20 protein-coding genes and 1 pseudogene are annotated in these 19,267 nt (G+C 64.0%); 8 read left to right on the plus strand and 13 right to left on the minus strand.

Annotated elements, in window-relative coordinates:
- Positions 1 to 411: 411 nt before the first annotated feature.
- The 3 genes from VGT77_RS13370 (at position 412) to VGT77_RS13380 (ending at position 6,119) form a co-directional block, all read left to right on the plus strand.
- A complete protein-coding gene (locus VGT77_RS13370) occupies positions 412 to 3,309 on the plus strand; it encodes a helicase-related protein (RefSeq protein WP_327463378.1) in 2,898 nt (965 codons plus the stop codon).
- A 293-nt stretch (positions 3,310 to 3,602) separates the two neighbouring features.
- Complete coding sequence (locus VGT77_RS13375; RefSeq protein ID WP_327463380.1) at positions 3,603 to 4,013, plus strand: PAS domain-containing protein; 411 nt, start codon at positions 3,603 to 3,605, stop codon at positions 4,011 to 4,013.
- 3 nt (positions 4,014 to 4,016) lie between these two features.
- Positions 4,017 to 6,119 carry an ATP-binding protein gene (locus tag VGT77_RS13380; RefSeq protein ID WP_327463382.1) on the plus strand — a complete coding sequence of 701 codons (2,103 nt, stop codon included), beginning with the start codon at positions 4,017 to 4,019 and terminating at the stop codon, positions 6,117 to 6,119.
- A gap of 296 nt (positions 6,120 to 6,415) precedes the next feature.
- Here the strand turns inward: VGT77_RS13380 and VGT77_RS13385 are convergent, their stop codons facing one another.
- From VGT77_RS13385 to VGT77_RS13430, 10 genes are all read right to left on the minus strand, one after another.
- Positions 6,416 to 6,772, minus strand: coding sequence for a hypothetical protein (locus VGT77_RS13385; RefSeq protein ID WP_327463384.1), 357 nt, complete (start codon positions 6,770 to 6,772; stop codon positions 6,416 to 6,418).
- Positions 6,773 to 6,886: 114 nt separating this feature from the next.
- The gene (locus VGT77_RS13390; RefSeq protein WP_327463386.1) at positions 6,887 to 7,477 is read right to left on the minus strand and encodes a hypothetical protein; all 591 of its coding nucleotides are present in this window, start codon (positions 7,475 to 7,477) and stop codon (positions 6,887 to 6,889) included.
- On the minus strand, positions 7,434 to 8,351 hold the full coding sequence (locus tag VGT77_RS13395) for a hypothetical protein (RefSeq protein ID WP_327463388.1): 918 nt from the start codon (positions 8,349 to 8,351) through the stop codon (positions 7,434 to 7,436). Before VGT77_RS13395 ends, VGT77_RS13390 begins: the two co-directional genes overlap by 44 nt.
- Before the next feature lie 405 nt (positions 8,352 to 8,756).
- Positions 8,757 to 9,140, minus strand: a complete 384-nt coding sequence (locus VGT77_RS13400; RefSeq protein ID WP_327463389.1) for a hypothetical protein — start codon at positions 9,138 to 9,140, stop codon at positions 8,757 to 8,759.
- Between the two features lie 9 nt (positions 9,141 to 9,149).
- On the minus strand, positions 9,150 to 9,353 hold the full coding sequence (locus VGT77_RS13405) for a DUF302 domain-containing protein (protein WP_414713406.1): 204 nt from the start codon (positions 9,351 to 9,353) through the stop codon (positions 9,150 to 9,152).
- Positions 9,293 to 9,658, minus strand: a complete 366-nt coding sequence (locus VGT77_RS13410) for a hypothetical protein (RefSeq protein ID WP_327463393.1) — start codon at positions 9,656 to 9,658, stop codon at positions 9,293 to 9,295. Before VGT77_RS13410 ends, VGT77_RS13405 begins: the two co-directional genes overlap by 61 nt.
- A 15-nt stretch (positions 9,659 to 9,673) precedes the next feature.
- Complete coding sequence (locus VGT77_RS13415) at positions 9,674 to 10,138, minus strand: DoxX family protein (protein ID WP_327463395.1); 465 nt, start codon at positions 10,136 to 10,138, stop codon at positions 9,674 to 9,676.
- A gap of 13 nt (positions 10,139 to 10,151) precedes the next feature.
- Complete coding sequence (locus tag VGT77_RS13420; RefSeq protein ID WP_327463397.1) at positions 10,152 to 10,880, minus strand: DNA-binding domain-containing protein; 729 nt, start codon at positions 10,878 to 10,880, stop codon at positions 10,152 to 10,154.
- Between the two features lie 72 nt (positions 10,881 to 10,952).
- Complete coding sequence (locus VGT77_RS13425; protein ID WP_327463399.1) at positions 10,953 to 11,681, minus strand: DUF692 domain-containing protein; 729 nt, start codon at positions 11,679 to 11,681, stop codon at positions 10,953 to 10,955.
- 4 nt (positions 11,682 to 11,685) lie between these two features.
- Complete coding sequence (locus tag VGT77_RS13430) at positions 11,686 to 11,964, minus strand: DUF2282 domain-containing protein (RefSeq protein ID WP_327463401.1); 279 nt, start codon at positions 11,962 to 11,964, stop codon at positions 11,686 to 11,688.
- 168 nt (positions 11,965 to 12,132) lie between these two features.
- Between VGT77_RS13430 and VGT77_RS13435 the strand changes: the two genes are divergently transcribed.
- Complete coding sequence (locus VGT77_RS13435) at positions 12,133 to 13,056, plus strand: LysR family transcriptional regulator (RefSeq protein ID WP_327463403.1); 924 nt, start codon at positions 12,133 to 12,135, stop codon at positions 13,054 to 13,056.
- Here VGT77_RS13435 and VGT77_RS13440 read toward each other — a convergent pair.
- The 3 genes from VGT77_RS13440 to VGT77_RS13450 form a co-directional block, all read right to left on the minus strand.
- Positions 13,025 to 13,411 (minus strand): carboxymuconolactone decarboxylase family protein, encoded by a 387-nt coding sequence (locus tag VGT77_RS13440; RefSeq protein ID WP_327463405.1) that lies wholly within the window; start codon positions 13,409 to 13,411, stop codon positions 13,025 to 13,027. The genes VGT77_RS13435 and VGT77_RS13440 overlap by 32 nt on opposite strands.
- On the minus strand, positions 13,408 to 14,580 hold the full coding sequence (locus VGT77_RS13445; protein ID WP_327463407.1) for an MFS transporter: 1,173 nt from the start codon (positions 14,578 to 14,580) through the stop codon (positions 13,408 to 13,410). The genes VGT77_RS13440 and VGT77_RS13445 overlap by 4 nt, the downstream gene beginning before the upstream one ends.
- A gap of 99 nt (positions 14,581 to 14,679) precedes the next feature.
- Entirely contained in the window at positions 14,680 to 15,129 is a 450-nt protein-coding gene (locus VGT77_RS13450) for a cupin domain-containing protein (RefSeq protein WP_327463411.1), read from the minus strand.
- Between the two features lie 161 nt (positions 15,130 to 15,290).
- Between VGT77_RS13450 and VGT77_RS13455 the strand changes: the two genes are divergently transcribed.
- From VGT77_RS13455 to VGT77_RS13470, 4 genes and pseudogenes are all read left to right on the plus strand, one after another.
- Positions 15,291 to 16,112 (plus strand): 3-hydroxybutyrate dehydrogenase, encoded by an 822-nt coding sequence (locus VGT77_RS13455; protein ID WP_327463413.1) that lies wholly within the window; start codon positions 15,291 to 15,293, stop codon positions 16,110 to 16,112.
- Positions 16,112 to 17,456: pseudogene (locus tag VGT77_RS13460) on the plus strand (NAD(P)/FAD-dependent oxidoreductase). The gene VGT77_RS13455 and the pseudogene VGT77_RS13460 overlap by 1 nt, the downstream one beginning before the upstream one ends.
- Entirely contained in the window at positions 17,453 to 18,592 is a 1,140-nt protein-coding gene (locus tag VGT77_RS13465; protein WP_327463427.1) for a patatin-like phospholipase family protein, read from the plus strand. Before VGT77_RS13460 ends, VGT77_RS13465 begins: the two are co-directional and overlap by 4 nt.
- Positions 18,589 to 19,080, plus strand: coding sequence for a YybH family protein (locus VGT77_RS13470; protein ID WP_327463429.1), 492 nt, complete (start codon positions 18,589 to 18,591; stop codon positions 19,078 to 19,080). The genes VGT77_RS13465 and VGT77_RS13470 overlap by 4 nt, the downstream gene beginning before the upstream one ends.
- Positions 19,081 to 19,267 lie beyond the last annotated feature (187 nt).

Raw genomic sequence — 19,267 nt, forward strand, 5'->3', positions numbered from 1 at the left:
AACGACTTCCTGTGAGCTTCGATGCCCCGCATCTATGGCAATGCACCGTCGTTGCAGGGCGCACCATGCTTATTGAGAGGGATCTAGCCGCGGAGGAATTCGGACCGGAACGCTGCCAAGCGTGGCCCGTTCGGCTGCCCTATGAACAACATGGCCTCGGTGATCGAAGCTCCCCCACATCAATCAGACGCACTCGGCGAGCTCGCGGTTGCAGTCGCTGATCTCAGTGAAGCACACGATCTCATCTACATCGCGCGAGACGAGACCCGGGCATCGGCGATTGAACAAGCGCTAAGAGCGATGGCGCCCGATACGACCGTTGCTCGCTGTCCCGGCAGCGATGCGCTGCCTGGTGAAGATGTCCCTCCGTCCGCGGCGATTGCAGGCCAAAGGGTCGCCGCCTTGCGCCGCGTGCGGACTGCCGTAGGCAAGCCGGATCGTCTAGCCATTCTCCTGATCACGACCGCGGAGGCAGCGGCAAGGTTATATCCTGCTCCAAGCGCCTTCGACATCGCTCCCCCGATCCTCTGCCTCGGCCAGTCATGTGATCTGGACGAACTCGCCAGCACCCTCGAGGCAATCGGCTACGTTCCTGACGATCGCGTCGACGAGCCGGGCGAGATCGCCCTACGCGGGCAGGTAATCGACGCCTTTCCGGCCGACGCCGGCGAGCCGTTCCGCATCGAGGTTCAGGACTGTGCGATCTCGTCCATCCGCCCCTATGACCCAGTTACGCAGCTGACGACGGGCGAGTGCCGCTCGCTGGAAGTCGGACGGGCGCAGGAGCCTGAGCTTGGCGAAGGTGTGCCGCTGCTGGAGCACCTGCCAGGTGCGGCGCTTGTGTTCGACCCAGGGGCTGATGACCGTCGAAAACGCTTTCTGCGGCTGGCGGCAGACGCTGGCCGCCGCAGGCCGGCGCGCGCCTTGCCCGACATCTGCTCAGACGAGCGCTGGTGCGCGGCGATGATCGCGCATGAGGTTCTTCAAATCGGTGAAGACGTGGGCGAGCCGCCGCCGCGTTTCGTGGAAGATCGCAATCCGTCGGGGGCTTTCGCGGGCTATGCCCGGAAAGAGCTGCAAGCGGGTAACAAACTCGTGCTGGTCGGGAGCCCTCGTGATCTAAGGTTCGTAGCGCGCCGGTTCGAGAAGCTTCTCAAGGTCGCACCCGAGCCAGTCGCCGCATGGCAGGACGTGAGGCGCGCGAATGCCGGATCCGTTCTGTCCTTGGAGTTGCCACTGACGCGCGGTTTCCGGTGGCGAGACATTGTCGCCATCGCAGCGGGAGATCTTCTGGGGAGCCGCGCGCAGCGGGGGGACGAGCAGAGCGGCACGATCGACTTCGATCATTTTCGCATCGGTGAGATCAAGGTCGGAGATGTGATCGTCCACGAAGATCATGGACTTGCAGTTATTGCTGGCTTGGAAGCCTTGCCAACGGGGGAAGACGCGATCGTTCTTCGCTTCGCAACGGAAGCGCGCCGGCTAGTGCCCGCAACAGAAGCTCACCGTATCTGGCGCTATGGCGCGGAGGAAGGGGCGGTCACGCTGGACAAGCTTGATGGCTCGTCCTGGGAGAAGCGCCGCCAAGAAATCGATCGCACCATTGCCGAAAGTGCCCGGGCGCTCGTCACGCTCACTCAAGAGCGGCTCAAAGAGACCGCGCCCGTGCTGGAACCAGAGTCGGCGGCATATGAACGTTTCGCGGCCGGGTTTCCATTTACCGAGACTGTGGACCAGATCCGGGCGATTGAGGCGATCCGATCGGATCTTGCATCGGGCAAGCCCATGGATCGGCTCGTCATCGGCGATGTGGGTTATGGAAAAACCGAAGTAGCGCTTCGCGCAGCGGCCGTAGCAGCGTTCGCCGGCAAGCAGGTGGTTCTCGCCGCGCCGACTACCGTTCTCGTCCGGCAGCATCTTGAGACGTTCAAGTCTCGTTTTGAAGAGGCGGGGATCGTGGTGGCAGGCCTCTCCCGCCTGTCGACGCCGGCCGAGCGGAAGGCGGTTATCGCTGGCGTGCAGGACGGGTCCGTGCAGGTTGTGATCGGCACTGGCGCCGTCGCCGGTAAGGGCGTCGCTTACCAGAATTTGGGCCTGGTCATCGTTGATGAGGAGCAGAGATTCGGCGCGGCCGACAAGGCGAAGCTACGCGGCTTGGGTGCAAAGCACGTGTTGACGCTTAGCGCGACGCCCATCCCGCGGACCTTGCAGCAGGCGCTGGTTGGGCTGCAGCAGCTTTCGATTATCGCGACGCCCCCGGCGCGGCGCCAGCCCATCCGCACCTCGGTCACGTCATTCGATGAGCAACTGGTTCGCACGGCGCTCCTTCGCGAGCGGAGCCGCCGTGGGCAAAGTTTTGTCGTCGTTCCTCGCATCGACGACATGGCAGGCATGGCCGAGAAGCTGCGGACGCTCGCGCCCGAGCTGAATATCCACGAAGCGCATGGCAAGATGCCGGCAGCGGAGATCGACGAGGCCATGGTGGCATTCGCCGGCGGGGATGGAGATGTCCTGCTTGCCACCAATATCATCGAAGCGGGTCTGGACGTGCCTCGGGCCAACACAATGATCGTGTGGAAGGCGGATCTTTTCGGCCTGTCTCAGCTGCACCAGCTCAGAGGTAGAGTCGGTCGCGGTGCTCGCCGGGGTCAAATTTACCTCCTGACCGAAGCGGGCCGAGAAATCGCGCCCCGGACGATGTCTCGGCTGCAGACGCTGCAGGCCTTCGATCGGCTCGGTGCCGGCTTCGCAATCAGCGCCCGCGATCTCGACATGCGTGGTGCCGGCGACCTGCTTGGCGAGGAGCAGGCAGGCCATGTGAAGCTGATCGGCGTCGACCTCTACCAGCACCTGCTCGAACAAGCTCTGCGAAGCGTTCGCGGTGAAGGCGTCGACGACTGGACTGCCGAGATCAACATCGGGGCCAGCGGCCGCTTCCCCGAAAGCTGGATCGCAGACGAAGACATCCGCATCGGCCTTTACGGCCGCTTGGCGCGCCTTCGTGATAAGCAGGAGCTGGAAAGCTTTGAGGACGAACTCGCCGACCGTTTTGGCGAGCCACCAGCCGAGGCACAGCGCTTGTTCGTTAGAGCTCGGCTGCAAATCGCGGCCAAGGCGGCGAACGTTCAGCGGGTTAATGCGGGCCCTACAGCTATCGCTCTCAGTTTCCAGCCGGGCGCCAAGCCCCCCGGTGAGAACAAGCGGCTCGTGGAGATGAACGGCCGATGGCTGCTCACCGGGGATTTCGAGGACGAAGTTATTCGCACGCAGTCCGCTGAGGAGCTCGTGACTGAGCTCGCCGGCGATTAGCTAAGGAGCACTACACTTGTGCTCGCAAGCGGGACTCCACGTGAATGCCCGCGCCTACAAAGCGGCTGCAGCGGTTTTGGGCAGCGATCTAAATGAACTCCGCCTGTCGACGTCGGAGTAGGTCTGTTGCGCCAAACAGCGCGCGAGTGAAGCTTGCGTTCGAAGGTCACTGCTGTTGAGCATGGCCGCAAGGCGGTCAAGCGCTCACGTTGTTCCGAACGATGCAACGGCGGAACTATCGGGTTCGTTAGTTACCGTGCTGTCCGATATCGCCCTTGCCATGGTCATGTGTGATGATAGGCGATCCGCGGCCGTTGATTGGCTCACACGCTGGAGTTGCTTTGACTCATACCGGGATCGACCCTGATGCAGATCCGGGTGCCTATGCGCGGGACGTGTTGGAAAACATGTCCGAGGCGTTCTTTCTCCTAGATCGTGAGTTCCGACTCCTCGATGTGAACAGGGCCGCAATCGATCTCGATGGGCGACCCAAGGACACGCTTCTTGGCCGGACGCTGTGGGACCTCACCCCCGGGTTGGAGGACTCGGAGCTTGGCGAGCGGTTCAGGTCCGTGATGCTCAACCGGCACACGCAGATCTACACTCACCATCAAAGGTGGCCTGGCGGGCACAGCGCCTGGCTTGAGTCACGCATCGTCCCTGTTCAAGCTGGGGTCGCTGTTTTCTATAGAGACGTGACCTAGGAGTTGGCAGCCAAGGAAGAGCTGCGCGAAACGAGTCAGCGTCTGGACGCAATCCTCGCTAACACAACAATGGCCGTGTTCCTTCAGGATCATAACCAGCAGTGCGTCTACGCAAACGCCGCGGCCGAAAAGCTCACCGGCTACTCGTTCGAGCAAATGCAAGGCCGCCCCCTCCACGATGTGATCCATCACAAGAAGCCTGACGGGTCTCAATATCCCTCGAACGAATGCCCGATTGACCGTGCGTTCCCTGAGCGGGCGCAAATGCAAGGCGAAGAGCTTTTTGTAGCTCCTGACGGGAGCTTCTACCCGGTCGCCTTCACCGCGAGCCCGCTTCGGGACCGCAGTGGCGCTGCCGTCGGCACTGTCATTGAAGCTCGGAACATAGAGCAGGACAAGGCAAAGCAGGCGCAGTTCGATGTTCTGAACCAAACAGGTCAGGCGCTGGCCGCGGAGCTCGATTTGGAGCGTGTCGTCCAGATTGTTACAGATGCCGGAGTCCAGCTGAGCGGGGCGAAGTTTGGAGCCTTCTTCTACAACGTGATCAACGATGTCGGCGAGAGCTTCCTGCTATATTGCCTATCGGGTGCTGAGCGGGCGGACTTCGACAGCTTCGGCCATCCTCGTGCAACCGAAGTGTTCGCCCCCACCTTCAAGGGTGAAGGCGTGGTCCGCTCCGATGACATCTTGGCTGACCCGAGATACGGCAAGAACGCGCCACATAAGGGCATGCCAAACGGGCACCTTCCGGTGCGCAGCTACCTCGCCGTGCCGGTAATCTCCCGGTCTGGTGAAGTCATCGGCGGCCTGTTCTTTGCGCATCCCGAGCCCGGAGTTTTCAACGACGAATCTGAGCGCCTGCTTCTGGGTCTTGCAGGTCAGGCAGCGGTGGCGATCGACAATGCGCGGCTGTTCGAGGCCGCGCAGCGGGCAAAGCAAACCCTAGAGCAAAGGGTTGCTGAGCGAACGCGCGAGCTGGAAATCGCCAATGACGCGCTTCGCCAGAGTCAAAAGATGGAGGCGATCGGACAGCTAACCGGAGGTATCGCTCACGATTTCAACAATCTTCTCACCGTGATCAGGGGATCGGCGGACGTTCTAAGGCGCGACGATCTGACTGATGACAAGCGCCGGCGCTATGTTGACGCGATTGCAGACACAGCGGATCGAGCTGCTCGCTTGACAGGGCAACTGTTGGCCTTCGCGAGACGGCAGGCCCTTCGTCCAGAGGTGTTCGATGCGGGTCTTCGGATTACCTCGATCGCCGAGATGCTCAGGAGCGTGCTCGGGTCACGTATACGCCTGACAATCGACGCAGACTGTCCCGACTGCTTCGTCCAGGCGGATACAGCCCAGTTTGAAACCGCAATTGTGAACATGGCCGTGAACGCTCGCGACGCTATGGATGGTGAGGGCGAACTGAAGATTTCCATTCGTCGTGACCCGGAAAACGAACGCGAGTTCGTCTGCGTTGAGGTTGCCGACACTGGTCACGGTATCGAGCCCGAGAAGCTCGACCGGGTCTTCGAGCCCTTCTTCACCACCAAGGAGGTTGGCAAGGGAACTGGCCTCGGCTTGAGCCAGGTCTATGGGTTCACGAAGCAGTCTGATGGAGAGATCCGAGTCGAGAGCAGCTTAGGCCAGGGGACGACTTTTCGCCTGCTTCTTCCTGCACGGGACGATCGACCAAAAGAGTTAGAGGAAAAACTCCAGTTGAGTGAACGCCGGGCCGGCAGCCGCGTCTTGATTGTCGAGGATAACGCGGACGTGCGAGCCTTTGCGGTCGATCTCCTCCAGGATCTCGGCTTTGTGGCTCAGGTGGCTGACTCAGGCCAAGCCGCCCTGGACCTTCTTTCAAGCGGCGCCGTTTTCGACGTGCTGTTTAGCGATGTTGTCATGCCCGGAATGGGTGGCATCGATTTGGCTAAGATCGTGAGAGAACGCATCCCGCAGCTGCCGATCGTCTTAACCAGCGGCTACAGCCATATCCTCGTGGAGGAGGGGCAGCACGGCTTTCCGTTGCTCCAGAAGCCATATTCCGCAGCGGCCGTCACCGAGGCGCTCCATGAGGCTCTGAACGGTAGCGGCAGCAGCACCTCAGCATAACAACTCCGCTACTCGGAGCGCGACTAGCTTGGCTCCTGCGCTTTCGGGTAAGCTGCGGTTATTGCAAGATTTTTTTGCGGAACCAAGATGGCTGAATTGACAGTTTGGACACGCTCCGCCGGCAAGCTGAGATTTTGCCGCGGGGTGTTCGTGAGCTCGTCGCCATCAATGTGCGGCGGACTGCGGAGGCGCGGTCCGCGATCCGGGCCGTGCTGAAGCTAAGCACTCCATTCTGCGCCTGTGCGCGCTGCGACTCTATGATTTTGCCGCGCGCGCTGAGGCGCGCCGCCAAGGTCTTAGTGTCCTCCCTCGACCCAAATCCCGATCGACCGGAACGCGTCTGCCATAGCCTCCTCGAGCTCTCGCGACTCCCACTCGCTGACCGGATTCAGGTGCTGAAACAGATCCGGGACCAACCGGACGCCAAAGCGGCGCACCGCGGCGCTCGAGCGATATCCTGCCTTGTGCTGGTCGAAGCGCCAGTCCGGATCGCGCGCCGTCTGACCGACGTAAAGGCCCCACCTCCCCTCCCGCGCGGGATCGTGCAGGAGGATTACGTAAACCGAGTGGCGCGCGGTCCGCTCGCCCTTCGTGGACGATTGAAAGGTTCGAGCGACCCGTTGGGCACGGCTCCACCAGTGAGGCAGCGTCATCGCGGTAAGCAATAGCTCCCCCTCAGCCCACAGCCAATGCGGGGAAATACCGCGCAGCACCAACTTTCTGGCCCTCACGCTCGGATACTTTGCGGCCGAAGTGACTCGAGTGCGTCAGCGTTGACCCGCTTGGCGAATAGCGAAGGCACGGTCTGCTTCGATCGGGGCTGTGGTGAAGCGAAGCAGCCCATTCTGCGCCTGTGTCTGATGCGTTTCCGTCACCTTGCCCGCGTAAGTGTCCCAGCCGGTCACAACATAGGTTCCGTTGCGCGAACTAGGCAGCTCGACATTTGCCGTTCGAGCAGAACCCGCAAACACCATGCCACGTCCACAGCGATTGCCGCGGCGAATGAGCCAAAGCAAAGCCTGGTGCTCGTCTCCACATGCGGAAACGTGAAAGCCGGTCGTCTTCACCTCTTGATTCAAATTACGTCGGTTGAAGGTGTTCCAGTTTATCAGTGGCAGGAACTTCGACATCGCGAGCTGCGCCCTTCGCATGCCCGGTGTCAAAATATGCGGGCGCCGGTTCGGCCAGCGCATTCCACCGCCGACCCCTCCCGAAGTCAGGTGCGCCCAGCTCATGTGCCGGAAATATTCGTCATCGAAGTTTTCAGGAGGCGTCCGCTTCTTATCTTTAAAGGCGTGGATAGGCCCGTGCTCGCTATCGAAGAAGGGGCGGCTGTCCGTGATTTCGGATAGGCACATCCGCACTTCCCGAGCCATCGATACGGCCGGCGTCACGGTGTCCTTTGGGGTTGTCGATCGCACCCTTGCCGTAGATGTGAAGGCTGCAGAAATCGAGGTCCGGGTGGCGGAATATCGGGCTTCGCATATCGAGGTGCGGCTGAAGGACCAGCTCGGGGCCGAACAGCGAAACTGTCTGAGGATGAGTGCGACCGTATAGTGTTAGCTCCAGCGTTCGCACATGACAGGATAGGTCGTGGATGAACTCACCGAAGCAATCAGCACTATCTTGGGCCTGAGCGGGGTGGATCTCATTCCACAAGTCCCACGCAAAGAGCGCTCCAGACCCGCCCCAGCGCTGCACCGCAAAGGACAGCCGCTTCTTGATCAAACCCCGGGTCTGGCCGCACAGCAGAAGCCGGGAGGGATGGTCAAGCGGCCCGCCATTGGCTTCGTTCCAGGGGTGCCAGCGCCAGTGTAGCCAAGTCCAAAAGGTGTCGACTGGCGTCAGCAGAATTCTCAAGCCCACGCGCTCGCACATGGCAAAAAGGTCGTCCCACACGCGCACCATATCGGGCACCACGTGACCAGCGGGACGCTCGAAGTAACGGTGCCGCACCTGCGCGTATTCCATCATTAAACGCAGGCAGGTGACACCGTGCGCCTTGAGCCAGCGCAGGTGCCGCTCAACGCCGGGCAAATCGCGGCGACGGAACACGCCAGCGAGCTCGGGCCAGGTGATCGCGTCATCTTGACCGACTGGTGTCCAAGGCGCGCCATCCTCCTCTACGAAGTATGGAGCACCTGGCGCGACGGAGATCCACTGCAGCGGGCGATCCGGGATGGCCTGGGCACCACCAATCTCGTCGATTTCTGCCGGGACGTCGAATAACATGCGTGGTATTTCCCGAGGGCGTGAGGTCTAGCTCGGCACAACCACCTTTGGCTTCGCAAGTTTCGCCTACTCGCGCTGTTGCGGCGGCGTGTCGACTCAACAATGGTGGGGAACTCGCTTTGTGGTTCCACGGTTCTACACGGGAACAATCGACTTCCCGACCTTTTACCAAAACATTGAGAAACAATGTTTTCTCTTGTCCGTCCCTGGGCACCATTTCCTGATACCTCTCCAGTATATCGGATCTCTGCTCCCCGCGCGATATTCTCCTGTGCTGCGGGTTCTTTGTTTTGCTCTTGGAAGACGGACTCTTGAGACTCGATCAAACGTTTGGTTCGGGCACCTCCAAGACCATCGTCCATAGAGCGGAAAGCAGGAGCCGGTCAGGTGCATCCCGACGAGCGTTTATCGAGGAAGGGCATTGCCGACCTCGAGATCGGCCGTCAGCTCGATGAGGCCGTCCTTGCGGCGGAGAGTGATGCGATTGGCTGACCGGAGCAGCTGGACACACCCGCTGGTCGCAGGATCGCCCGACTCGACGCAAAAAAGATTGTCATAATCGCGAAGGTGCCAACGAAGGCCTGGGCTGCCGCCCACGAAAGTCCCGTCCGGCGCGATATGGCGGATGCGCCTGGCGCCGGGTTCGCCCCAGACGAGACTGTTTCCAACGAAATCGCGTTTGATTTCCGCGACAGTCATCTGCCGGCCATAGCCGGGCTCCTCGTGGAGAGGCTCTTCGGCCTCCGTAGGCGGCACGAGCATCGCTGAAGTGAGCCAAAGCAATATCATTGCGGTCACCTATTTGGACGTGCTGTGCGCTATCGCGGCGGCGACTTCGCTCGCCATGTTCAGCTGCGCGTCCTTGCCGGCGATGCGGTAGCGGCGCTGCACATAGGCGAAGTCCGTCCAGGCGATCGACACGCTGCTGTCCGCCTCTTCGGTCACCAGCATGCGCACCGGCCAATCGAGACCGGCGAGCGGGTTGGCCTGCAGGAACTGCACGCCAGCGGCGGATTTCCGAATAGGAGGAGAGTCGAGCGGCGGAGCGATAGGTTGGCGCCGGCACCGAGCTCCGCCTGGTCGATCGCATCGAAGAAGCGGATGCCCTTGGCGGCGATATCGGCCTTCAGCCGGGCGATCGTCTCGTCAAAGCCATAGTCGCTCTTCTGGGTGAGCACCCCCTCGGCGGCAGCGGCAGGTGTCGGCGTGGCGGCATGGACGGGCTGAGCGGCGGCAAGGCCGAGCGCGGCGAGCGCGGCGAGGCCCACCGTCATGCGGCTGCGGGCGGACGCGGGGAGAGAGGTCATGATCGATGCTCCTTGTCAGGCGATGCGGAACAGGCGGTCGAGCGCGAAGCGGCCGCCGCCCATGGCGATGAGGGGGAGAAGGAGGCCGGCCCAGCTCAGATGCGTCGGCCAGGCGTCGGGATAGACGAAGATCTGGATGACCATCGTCATGCCGAGCAGAGCGACGGCGGCGCCCCGGGTAAACAGCCCCAGCACGAGCAGGATCGGGAAAATATGTTCGGCATAGGCGGCGAGGTAGGCGCCGGTCACCGGCGAGATCAGCGGCAACGCATATTCTGTCTGGAACAGCTCGAAAGTGCTGTCGGTGAGCGTGAGCGTGCCTTCGACCTTGGTCCGGCCGGACAGGAAGAAAATCGCGGCTATTCCGAGCCGCTGCACGAGCAGCAGCAGCGACAGGGGCAGCAGCCGTTCCGCCAGCCGTGCCGGCGCGGCGAGCAAGGGTTCGGAAGCGGCGGGTCGGGTCGGAGCAATCGAAGCCATCGGATATCCTTTCCTATGGACGGAGTGCAGCAAGGGCACCGCTCTCAAGGGTGCGGGCGAACAGCGCCGCGAAATCGCCTTCAGAAGAGAGGCCGGCGGCAGCGAGCGCCGCTTCGCCGACGGTCTCGCCTGACCGGATGCCAAACAGCAGGCGGTGCTCGGCACGGTCGAGGGCGCGCGCCTCGACGCGCTGCTCTGGGCGAGTGATCAATATTCCTTCCGGCCGCCATCCAGGGGCGAACCCGTCCGGGACTTCGTCGGCGCGATGAGCAAGCCAGATCGTTGGGGCCGGTGTGGTGAACCAGGCGATACGCGTCGCCGGATGCATTAGGAGGCGAAGCGTCGCCCAGCCGGTCGGCGCCAGATCGGCGAGGCTGGTCGGGTCGAGCGGCTCGGCGTCGGCGGCGAGCAGCGCTTCCAGATAGAGGCGGTCGATCGCCGCCACATCGGGCAGATAGGGCAGGTCCGCGATCCAGGGCTGGTCGCAGAGGAAATCGGGAAAACTCGCGCCATAGCGGCTGACGATCGGCGAAGCGGGCGGCTCCTGCGCGATGAAGTCGAGCGCGGCGGCCTCAAATGTCTTCGGGCCGATCAGCCGGCGGACGGTCGGGTAGAGGTCGCCGAGCGCCTCGGCGGTTGCAAACACCCAGTTGTTGCGATGGACCGTCAGTCCATCGCGCGCATCGCAGGGCTGCAAAAGACGCGCGGCGAACTGCGCCTGGAAGGATGCGAGCTCAGGCATGGATTGCCTCCAGCGCCCGCTCGCGCTCGGCGAGCAACTGGTCAAAGGGCGGGAGGTTGCCGTCGCGTTCGATCAGGTGGGGCGACAGCCGAACCGGCGCACGGCCTCGTCGAACAGCGCCCAGACCGTGTCGGCAACGGGCGCGTCGTGGCTGTCGATTAGCAGGTCCGCGGCAGAGTCGCGGCTGTGGCCGGCGAGATGATATTCGCCGATCGCATGCCCCGGCAGTTCGCAGAGATATTCAGTCGGATCGAAGCCAAGATTGTGGCCGCTGACGACGATGTTGTTCAGGTCGACGAGCAGCCCGCAGCCGGTTCGCGCCACGAGTTCGCTTAGGAACGCGGTCTCGCTCCAGTCATGCCCGTCTAGCTCCATATAGACGGTTGGGTTCTCGATCAGGATCGGCCGACGCAGCGCAGTCTGGACAATGTCGATATTGCGCACGATCAGCCGCAGCGCGTCGCTGCTGCGCGGAAAAGGCAGCAGATCAGGGAAGCAGCGCTCGCCCAAGCTGCACCAGGCCAGATGCTCCGACACGAGGAAGGGCTCGCAGCGCTCGACCAGCCGAGTCAGCTTGTTCAAATGGATGGGATCGGGTGCCTCGGCGGAGGCGATCGATAGGCCGACACCATGCACCGAAAGCGGCCGCTCGCCCCTAAGGGCGTCGAGCATGGCGAGTCGGGGGCCGCCATCGACCATATAATTCTCTGCGTGGATCTCGAACCACAGCCCCGCCGCCGGACAGGCGATCGCCTCGGCGAAATGCTGGGGCTTGAGGCCCAGGCCGGCGGTCGGGGACATGCGATCAGGCCTTTTTCGGCGTCAGCGAGCCATTACCCTTGGGCGTCTTGATCGCCGTGCAGGTGCCCTTGGCGACATATTTCCAGGCATTGCCCTGATAGTCGGCGCGGCTGGTGCCGGCGCAGCTGGTGCCGGGACCCGCGGCGCAGTCATTCTTGTGCGCGAGCGAAATGCCGTAGCATTTTTCCTTGGTCGGCTGCGGCTTGACGGGGGCGGCGAGCGCAGCGCCGGCGGTTAGCGCCGACAGCACCGCCGCGGCGGACGCGATGGTCACAGTCTTCATGTCTGGTCTCCTGAATCGAGGCCCCGATGGGTCGGGACGGGCCGCATTGTCGGCCGGGCGGCGCCGCGCGTCCGCTACTCTTGCCGCATCGGTTCCATGCAAAAGCTGCACGGGAAGCGGCTGGCGGAGACCCTTGCGCAGGTGTAATGATGTGGCGGGAGACCGCCCATGGAAATGCAACAGGTCCGCTATTTCGTGGCCCTTGCGAACACGCTCAATTTCACGCGCGCGGCCGAACAGTGCAATGTCAGCCAGCCCGCCCTAACCCGCGCCATCCAGCAGCTGGAGGCGGAACTGGGCGGCCCACTCTTTCACCGTGAGCGGGGCAATACGCATCTTTCCGAACTGGGGCGGATGATGCGGCCCTATCTTGAGCAGGTGATGGCGCAAACGCGTGCCGCGAAGGAGAGCGCCAAGGCGCTTTCTAAGCTCGACCACGCGACGCTGACGATTGGCGTGATGTGCACCGTGTCTGCCGGACTGATCGCAGATCTGATCGCTCGCTTCACAGCCCAGCATCCGGAGGTCGAAGTGCGCATCCATGACGGGGGCGCACCGCAGATGATCGAGGCGCTTGAAAAGGGCGAGCTGGAGATCGGCGTGATCGGCGTGCCGGAGGAAATGCCGGAGAGCTTCCATTGTGTGCCGATTTTCGAGGAATGCTTCGTCGCTGTCCTGCCACACAATCATCGCTTGGTCGCCAGCGAGACCGTGCGCGCGGCGGACCTGCACGAACAGCCCTATGTCAGCCGCTCCAACTGCGAGGTGTTCGACTATGTGCGCAAGGACCTAGCCGCGCGCGGCGTGTTCCCACGCAAGGTGTTCAGCTCGACCCGCGACGACTGGGTGCAGTCGATGATCAAGGCCGGGCTGGGCTTCGGCTTCTTCCCGGAAAGCTGCGTCACCGATCCCGAACTGATCGTGCGCCCGCTGGTGGAGCCGGCCTATATGCGCACTGTCTACCTGGCCACCGTGCGGGGGCGGCCCCATTCGCCGGCGGTCGGCGCCTTCGTCCGCGAGGCGCGGCGTCACCAATGGCCGGCGACACGCGGCGTCGAGCCTATTCCGCAGCCTTCGCCCGAGGCGGCATAGCCAGCAGGTCGTGACAGCCCGCCAGCGCGTTCAGCGCAGCCGGAAACCCGGCATAGATGCTCACCTGCATCAGGATCTCGATCAGCTCCTCCCGGCTGCAGCCGGTACGCAGCGCTGCTTTGATGTGGACGCGCAGCTGCGGCTGGGCGCCGATCGCGGCGAGGGCCGATACAGCGGCGATCTCGCGCGTGCGCAGGTCGGCACCGCCGCGGGCGTAGAGGTCGCCGAAGGGGAACTCGATCGTCATTCGCGCGAAGTCCGGAGCGATTTCGGCGACGGCGTTGGTGACCTTCTCGAGCGGATTGCCGTGCAGCCGCTGCAGGATCTCGACGCCGCGCAGATAGCGCTCGTTCATCGCCGCACTCCCAGACCGAGCAGCACGGCGAGGGCGAGCGCCAGGCCGACGCCGCCGACCGCGACCGGCCAGCCGAGCCGATCGAAAAGCTGACCGATCACGGCCGCGCCGGCCAGGCCGCCGCAATAATAAAAGCTGAGATAAAGGCCGCTGGCGGCGGCGCGGTCGCTGGTCGCGGCCCGTCCGACCTGGCCTGTCGCCACGGCCTGCGCGAAAAAGGTGCCGACGCCCACAAGCGCAAGGCCGAGGAGGAGCAGCGGCAGAGCCGTGGCAAGGAGAAGCGGCAGGCCTGCGATCGCGAGCAGCAGTGAGCCGGCGAGCGCGGGCGCGGGGCCGATCCGGTTGGCGGCAGCGCCGGCGAGTGGCGTGGTCAACCTCGACGGGGCAAAGACGAGGAAAACGAGGCCCAGCGCGGCCATCGAGAGCGCGACCGGAGGGCGGGCCAGCACGAAGCCGACATAGGAAAAGGTGCCGATAAAGCCGAACAGGATCAGGAAGCCGATCAGGTAGAGACGCAGCTGGCGTGGATCGGCGAGATGGAAAGCCCAGCCGGCCCAGAAGGGCTGCGCCGTGCCGTCCCCCCGGATCGGCGCTCCGCGAGAGAGAGCGCGCGCCACCAGCAGGGCGCCGGCAAGATTGAGGACCGCGAAGACGAGAAAGCTGGCGCGCGGCCCCAGCACGCCGGCAAGCATCGCGGCGGCAAGGCGGCCGACCAGATTGCTGGCGACGCCGCCGGTCACATAGGCCGCAAGCGCGGTGGTGGCGCCGGTCTGGCTGCACCGTTCGGACAGATAGGTTAGGGTCAGGGTGAAGGCCGTCGCCATGCACAGCCCTTGCGCGAGCCGCAACAGGGCAAAGACGGTCAGGTCCGGCGCCGCCGCAAGCAGTGTGGTCGGCACGGCCAGCAAGGCCAGGCTGAACCCGATGCCGCGACGTCGATCCACATGCCGTCCGAGCACGCCCGCCAGCAGGCCGGCTATTGCCATGCCGAGCGTGCTGGCATTCGCAGCCAAGCCGATCGATGCGGAGGGCACGCCATAGAGCGTTGCGAGGCTCGGCAGGATTGCCTGGGTCGCGAAGAGGTCGACAAGAGTGAGGAAGCCGATCAGCCCGACCACCGCCGGGCTGAGCAGGCGGGCGCCAGGCGGCGTCAGGGCTGCGGTCGCCATCTTGGAGATGCCTCGAAGAATATGGGGCGGCGCCCGGCTGGGGGGCAGGGCCGGGCGCCGCGGGCCGCCGGCTCAGGGGCTGCCGGCGGCGGGGACAGATTACATGCCGTGATGGACGTCGGCCGAGTAGAGAACCGCCGGCACCTTGCCCTCGTTCACCCAATAGTGGCTGATGCCTTCCGCTTCGCGTGTCAGGTCGCCCGCCTTGTGGACGATCGGCTGGGCGCATGTGCTGCGATATTCCTTGATCGTGCCCGACACCGTCAGAATCAATGCGGGACGGTCCTTATGGCTGTGGAGCGGCACCACTCCGCCCGGCTGGACAACCAGCTTGCGCATGCGGAGCTGGCGGTCCGCAACCTCGATCTCTGGGCCGAGATCAATGGAGCCGAGCACGTCGTCGGTAACGCCCTTGGGTGCAGTGGGAGCACCCGCAAGCGCGTTGGCGCCTTCCGCGGTGCACTGGCCGGCTATCGCCGGCGAGGCACCGGCAAATGCGGCGGCGGCAAGCGTGGCGCCGATCGTGCGGCGAACAATGGGGGTCAACATGATTGCGTCTCCGTCTGGGTAGAAAATGACGGTCCTCACCTAGTCGGGCAGACTGAAGCTTCTCCAATCGCAGCTTTGCATCGTGTCGATGCGCCAACGGCATTTCATCTCCGCGCGGAGTTTCGGCACTTCACCGCCAAGCTTTGACGAGAGGAACCCAGATGAACATCCACGCACAGCCGATGACCTGCACGGAGCGGATGCTCGCCGGCAAGGTCGCGGTCGTCACCGGGTCGACCAGCGGCATCGGCCTGGGCATCGCCCACAAGCTCGCTGAAGCCGGTGCCGATGTGGTGCTGAACGGGCTCGGCGATTCCGATCAGATCGAGCAAACTTGCAGCGACCTTGCCCAGGCCCATGGCACGCGGGTCGCCTTCAATCGCGCCAATCTGATGATTGCGGCGGAAGCGCGCGGCCTGATCGAGCAGGCCAGTGCGACATTTGGCCGCGTGGACATCTTGGTCAACAATGCCGGGATCCAGCACGTCTCGCCGGTCGAAAGCTTTCCAGAGGAGAAATGGGACGCGATCCTGGCGCTGAACCTGTCCGCCGCCTTCCACGCGACCAAGGCGGCGTTCGGCCCGATGAAGCAGGCCGGCTGGGGCCGCATCGTCAACATCGCCTCTGCCCACGGTCTCGTCGCCTCTCCGTTCAAGAGCGCCTATGTGGCCGCCAAGCACGGCATTGCCGGCCTGACCAAGACGGTCGCGCTGGAAGGCGCGGAGCACGGCATCACCTGCAACGCGATCTGCCCGGGCTATGTCTGGACTCCCCTGGTCGAGAACCAGATCGACGACACGGCCAGGGCGCGCGGCATCACGCGCGACCAGGTGATCCGCGACGTGCTGCTCGCCGCCCAGCCCAATAAACGGTTCGTGACCGTCGAAGAACTGGGCGCACTGGCCGTTTTCCTCTGCTCCCCCGCCGGTCAGGGCATCACCGGAACCGCGCTGCCGGTCGATGGCGGCTGGACGGCGCACTGATGCTGCAGCGCATCGTCCAATACGTTCGTGTCGAGCAAAGTCGAGACACGCGCTTCTCGCCTTCGCTCGAAGCGAGCGAGGAAAGAAAACGGGTGGTGATCGTCGGCGCGGGCTTTGGCGGCTTGTCGGCGGCGAAGGCGCTCGGCGGGGCGGATCTGGACGTGACGCTGATCGACCAGCGCAACCATCACCTCTTCCAGCCCCTGCTCTATCAGGTGGCCACCGCCGGCCTCTCGCCCGCCGATATCGCGGCGCCGATCCGGCATAATCCTGCGCGATCAGAAGAACACGCGGGTGCTGCTCGATCGGGTGACCGGCGTGGACCCGGCGTCCGGGCTGGTGCTCACCGCGTCGGGAGCGTCGATTGCCTATGACTGGCTGATCCTCGCGACGGGAGCGCGGCACAGCTACTTCGGCCGCGACGACTGGGCCGAAAGCGCGCCCGGCATCAAGTCGATCGAGGATGCGACCGCGGTGCGCCGGAAGGTGCTGCTCGCGCTCGAACGCGCCGAAACCGAGGCGGATCATGAACGGCGAAAGGCGCTGCTGACCTTCGTCGTGATCGGCGGCGGCCCGACCGGAGTCGAGATGGCGGGCGCCATCGCCGAATTGGCGCGCAAGTCGGTCTCCAAGGACTTTCGCAGCATCACGCCGCATTGCTCGCGCGTGATCCTGATCGAAAGCGGCAAGCGGCTGCTCGCCAGCTTTCCGGAAGGGCTTTCCGCCCGCGCCCGCAACGGGCTGGAGCAACTCGGCGTCGAGGTGAAGCTCGGCGGCCGCGTCACCGCGATCACGCCCGGCAGCGTGCAGGTCGGGGAAGAGGTGATTACAGCCCACACCGCTGTCTGGGCGGCCGGCGTGCAAGCGTCCCAGGCGTCCGCCTGGCTCCATTCTGCCTGCGACCGCGCCGGCAAGGTGCTAGTCGACGAGACGCTGCGGCCGCACGGTTGTGCGAATATCTTCGTGATCGGCGACACCGCCGCCTGTCCCAACGGCCGTGGCGGGTGCCTGCCCGGCATCGCGCCTGTCGCCAAGCAGCAGGGCCGGCACGCCGCTCGCACCATCCTGACCGGTCGGGCCGAGCCGTTCCGCTATCGCAGTTTCAGCAATCTCGCGACGATCGGCAGGCGTCATGCGGTGATCGATTTCGGCAGCGTCAGGCTGCACGGCTTCCTTGCCTGGCTGATCTGGTCGGCCGCCCACATCTGGTTCCTGATCGGCTTCAGAAGCCGCATCGTCGTGAGCCTCAATTGGGCGTGGAACTACCTAACCTTCGGGCGGAGCGCGCGCCTCATCACCGGCGATATCGCGCCCGAACAGGAATCGGAAAGGAAGATCGCATGACGACGGTCGACAAGGAGCTGGCGGCACTTGGTCAGCGGGCGCTGGTGCTGCAGGGCGGCGGGGCGCTGGGGGCCTATCAGGTGGGCGTCTACCAGGCGCTCCACGAAGCCGGCGTCGAGCCGGACTGGGTGATCGGCACGTCGATCGGTGCGATCAATGCCGCGCTGATCGCCGGCAGTCCGCGCACCGAGCGGATGGACCGGCTGAAGGAGTTTTGGCGCCGGGTCGAACATGGCCGCTTCCTCGGCTCGCCGCTGCCGGCATGGTTCGGCACCGCGGTGCGCAACATGCTGGCCGTCACAACCGGCGTACCCGCCTTCTTCCGCCTGAACCCTGCCGCTTTTCTGAGCGTGCATTCGCCGCTGGGGCCGGAAGCGGCGGGCTATTACTCAACCGAACCCCTGGCGGAGACATTGGGCGAGCTGGTCGACTTCGAAAAGGTCAACAGCGGCGACATGCGGCTGACCGTCGGTGCGTCGAATGTCGCGACGAGCGAGATGCGCTATTTCGACAGCCGCGACATGCCGCTCGATCTACGCCACGTGATGGCATCGGGGGCGCTGCCGCCTGCCTTCCCCGCAGTCAGGATCGACGGCGAACTCTACTGGGACGGCGGCATCCTGTCGAACACGCCGGTCGAAGTGGTGTTCGACGACAATCCCAGGCGCAACTCGGTCGTCTTTGCCGTCCATATCTGGAATCCGCATGGGCCAGAGCCGAACACCATCTGGGAAGTGATGAACCGGCAGAAGGACGTGCAATATTCCAGCCGCGCCGCCGCCCACATCAAGCGTCAGCGCCAGATTCACAAGATGCGGCACATCATCTCGGAACTGACCAAGATGCTGCCGGAAGGCGCCCGCGGCGACAACCGGATCGCGGAGATGGCGAGCTATGGCTGCCTGACGCGGATGCATGTGATCCGCCTATTGGCGCCGGCCCTCCCTTACGAGGATCATGCCAAGGACGTGGACTTCAGCCCGGATGGCATCAGCCAGCGCTGGGCAGCCGGTTACCGCCACACCATGGAGACGCTGGAGCGTGCGCCCTGGCGCGACCCGGTCGACTCGCTCGAGGGTTTCATCCTCCACGAGGCGTGCGGCGGCGAGATGGTGGAGACGGCGGCCGCTGCTTGAACCAGGCCACGCTGCAGGAGCTAAAGATGAAACTTGCGTCGCTAATGGGCCTTGTGGCGCTTGCCATGGCACAACTTGCCCGAGCTGCTGAACCCAGTGCGGTCGACCGTGCCGCCTTGCTGGCGCTCGCCGACAAGATGGACCGCGCATGGACGGCCGCCGACGTAAACGAGAACAGCGCGCTGTTCTCTGCCGATGCAACCGCTCGCTTTGGCAACGACCCTTTGGGTGAGGGTCGTGAAGCGATCCAGGATCAGTTCCGGACCTTCTTCGCAGACCGGCCGCCCAATCTGCGGCACGTGACTAGAATCGACCATATAGAATTGCTCTCCCCCGACCTGGCCATGTGGGACGCAGAAGTCAGCGTTGAGCAACGTCAGCCCAGCGGAGCTTGGCTGGTCCAGACCCGAATCCAGAACCTTACTCTGGCCACGCGGCAGCCACAGGGCTGGAAGGTTCGCGCGGTGGGCGCTTTCCCCGTCCGGTAAGTTGCACCACTCCGCATCAGCCCGACTTCGCCCATGGGGAGATCAGTCGCGAGAGCGGCAGATCGCTCTCAGCTTGCGCACCGTGGAACGGCCGCTTACCGGCAAGGCATGCGGCGTCAACGCCGCGAACCAAGCAGAAGATCGAGCTTTGGCGGTGGGGAAGTCATCACGAGTTCAGGCGAGACTC

The sequence above is a fragment of the Sphingomonas sp. genome (assembly GCF_035944535.1).
GTDB lineage: Bacteria > Pseudomonadota > Alphaproteobacteria > Sphingomonadales > Sphingomonadaceae > Sphingomonas_B.

Excerpts from the sequence above, each read along its gene's own strand:
- VGT77_RS13395 (WP_327463388.1), bottom strand. The coding sequence starts at position 8,351 with ATGTTATTCGACGTCCCGGCAGAAATCGACGAGATTGGTGGTGCCCAG.
- VGT77_RS13455 (WP_327463413.1), top strand. The coding sequence starts at position 15,291 with ATGAACATCCACGCACAGCCGATGACCTGCACGGAGCGGATGCTCGCC.
- VGT77_RS13450 (WP_327463411.1), bottom strand. The coding sequence starts at position 15,129 with ATGTTGACCCCCATTGTTCGCCGCACGATCGGCGCCACGCTTGCCGCC.
- VGT77_RS13385 (WP_327463384.1), bottom strand. The coding sequence starts at position 6,772 with ATGACGCTGCCTCACTGGTGGAGCCGTGCCCAACGGGTCGCTCGAACC.
- VGT77_RS13400 (WP_327463389.1), bottom strand. The coding sequence starts at position 9,140 with ATGATATTGCTTTGGCTCACTTCAGCGATGCTCGTGCCGCCTACGGAG.
- VGT77_RS13430 (WP_327463401.1), bottom strand. The coding sequence starts at position 11,964 with ATGAAGACTGTGACCATCGCGTCCGCCGCGGCGGTGCTGTCGGCGCTA.
- VGT77_RS13440 (WP_327463405.1), bottom strand. The coding sequence starts at position 13,411 with ATGAACGAGCGCTATCTGCGCGGCGTCGAGATCCTGCAGCGGCTGCAC.
- VGT77_RS13445 (WP_327463407.1), bottom strand. The coding sequence starts at position 14,580 with ATGGCGACCGCAGCCCTGACGCCGCCTGGCGCCCGCCTGCTCAGCCCG.
- VGT77_RS13465 (WP_327463427.1), top strand. The coding sequence starts at position 17,453 with ATGACGACGGTCGACAAGGAGCTGGCGGCACTTGGTCAGCGGGCGCTG.
- VGT77_RS13375 (WP_327463380.1), top strand. The coding sequence starts at position 3,603 with ATGATAGGCGATCCGCGGCCGTTGATTGGCTCACACGCTGGAGTTGCT.
- VGT77_RS13410 (WP_327463393.1), bottom strand. The coding sequence starts at position 9,658 with ATGACCTCTCTCCCCGCGTCCGCCCGCAGCCGCATGACGGTGGGCCTC.
- VGT77_RS13420 (WP_327463397.1), bottom strand. The coding sequence starts at position 10,880 with ATGCCTGAGCTCGCATCCTTCCAGGCGCAGTTCGCCGCGCGTCTTTTG.
- VGT77_RS13425 (WP_327463399.1), bottom strand. The coding sequence starts at position 11,681 with ATGTCCCCGACCGCCGGCCTGGGCCTCAAGCCCCAGCATTTCGCCGAG.
- VGT77_RS13390 (WP_327463386.1), bottom strand. The coding sequence starts at position 7,477 with ATGTGCCTATCCGAAATCACGGACAGCCGCCCCTTCTTCGATAGCGAG.
- VGT77_RS13415 (WP_327463395.1), bottom strand. The coding sequence starts at position 10,138 with ATGGCTTCGATTGCTCCGACCCGACCCGCCGCTTCCGAACCCTTGCTC.
- VGT77_RS13435 (WP_327463403.1), top strand. The coding sequence starts at position 12,133 with ATGGAAATGCAACAGGTCCGCTATTTCGTGGCCCTTGCGAACACGCTC.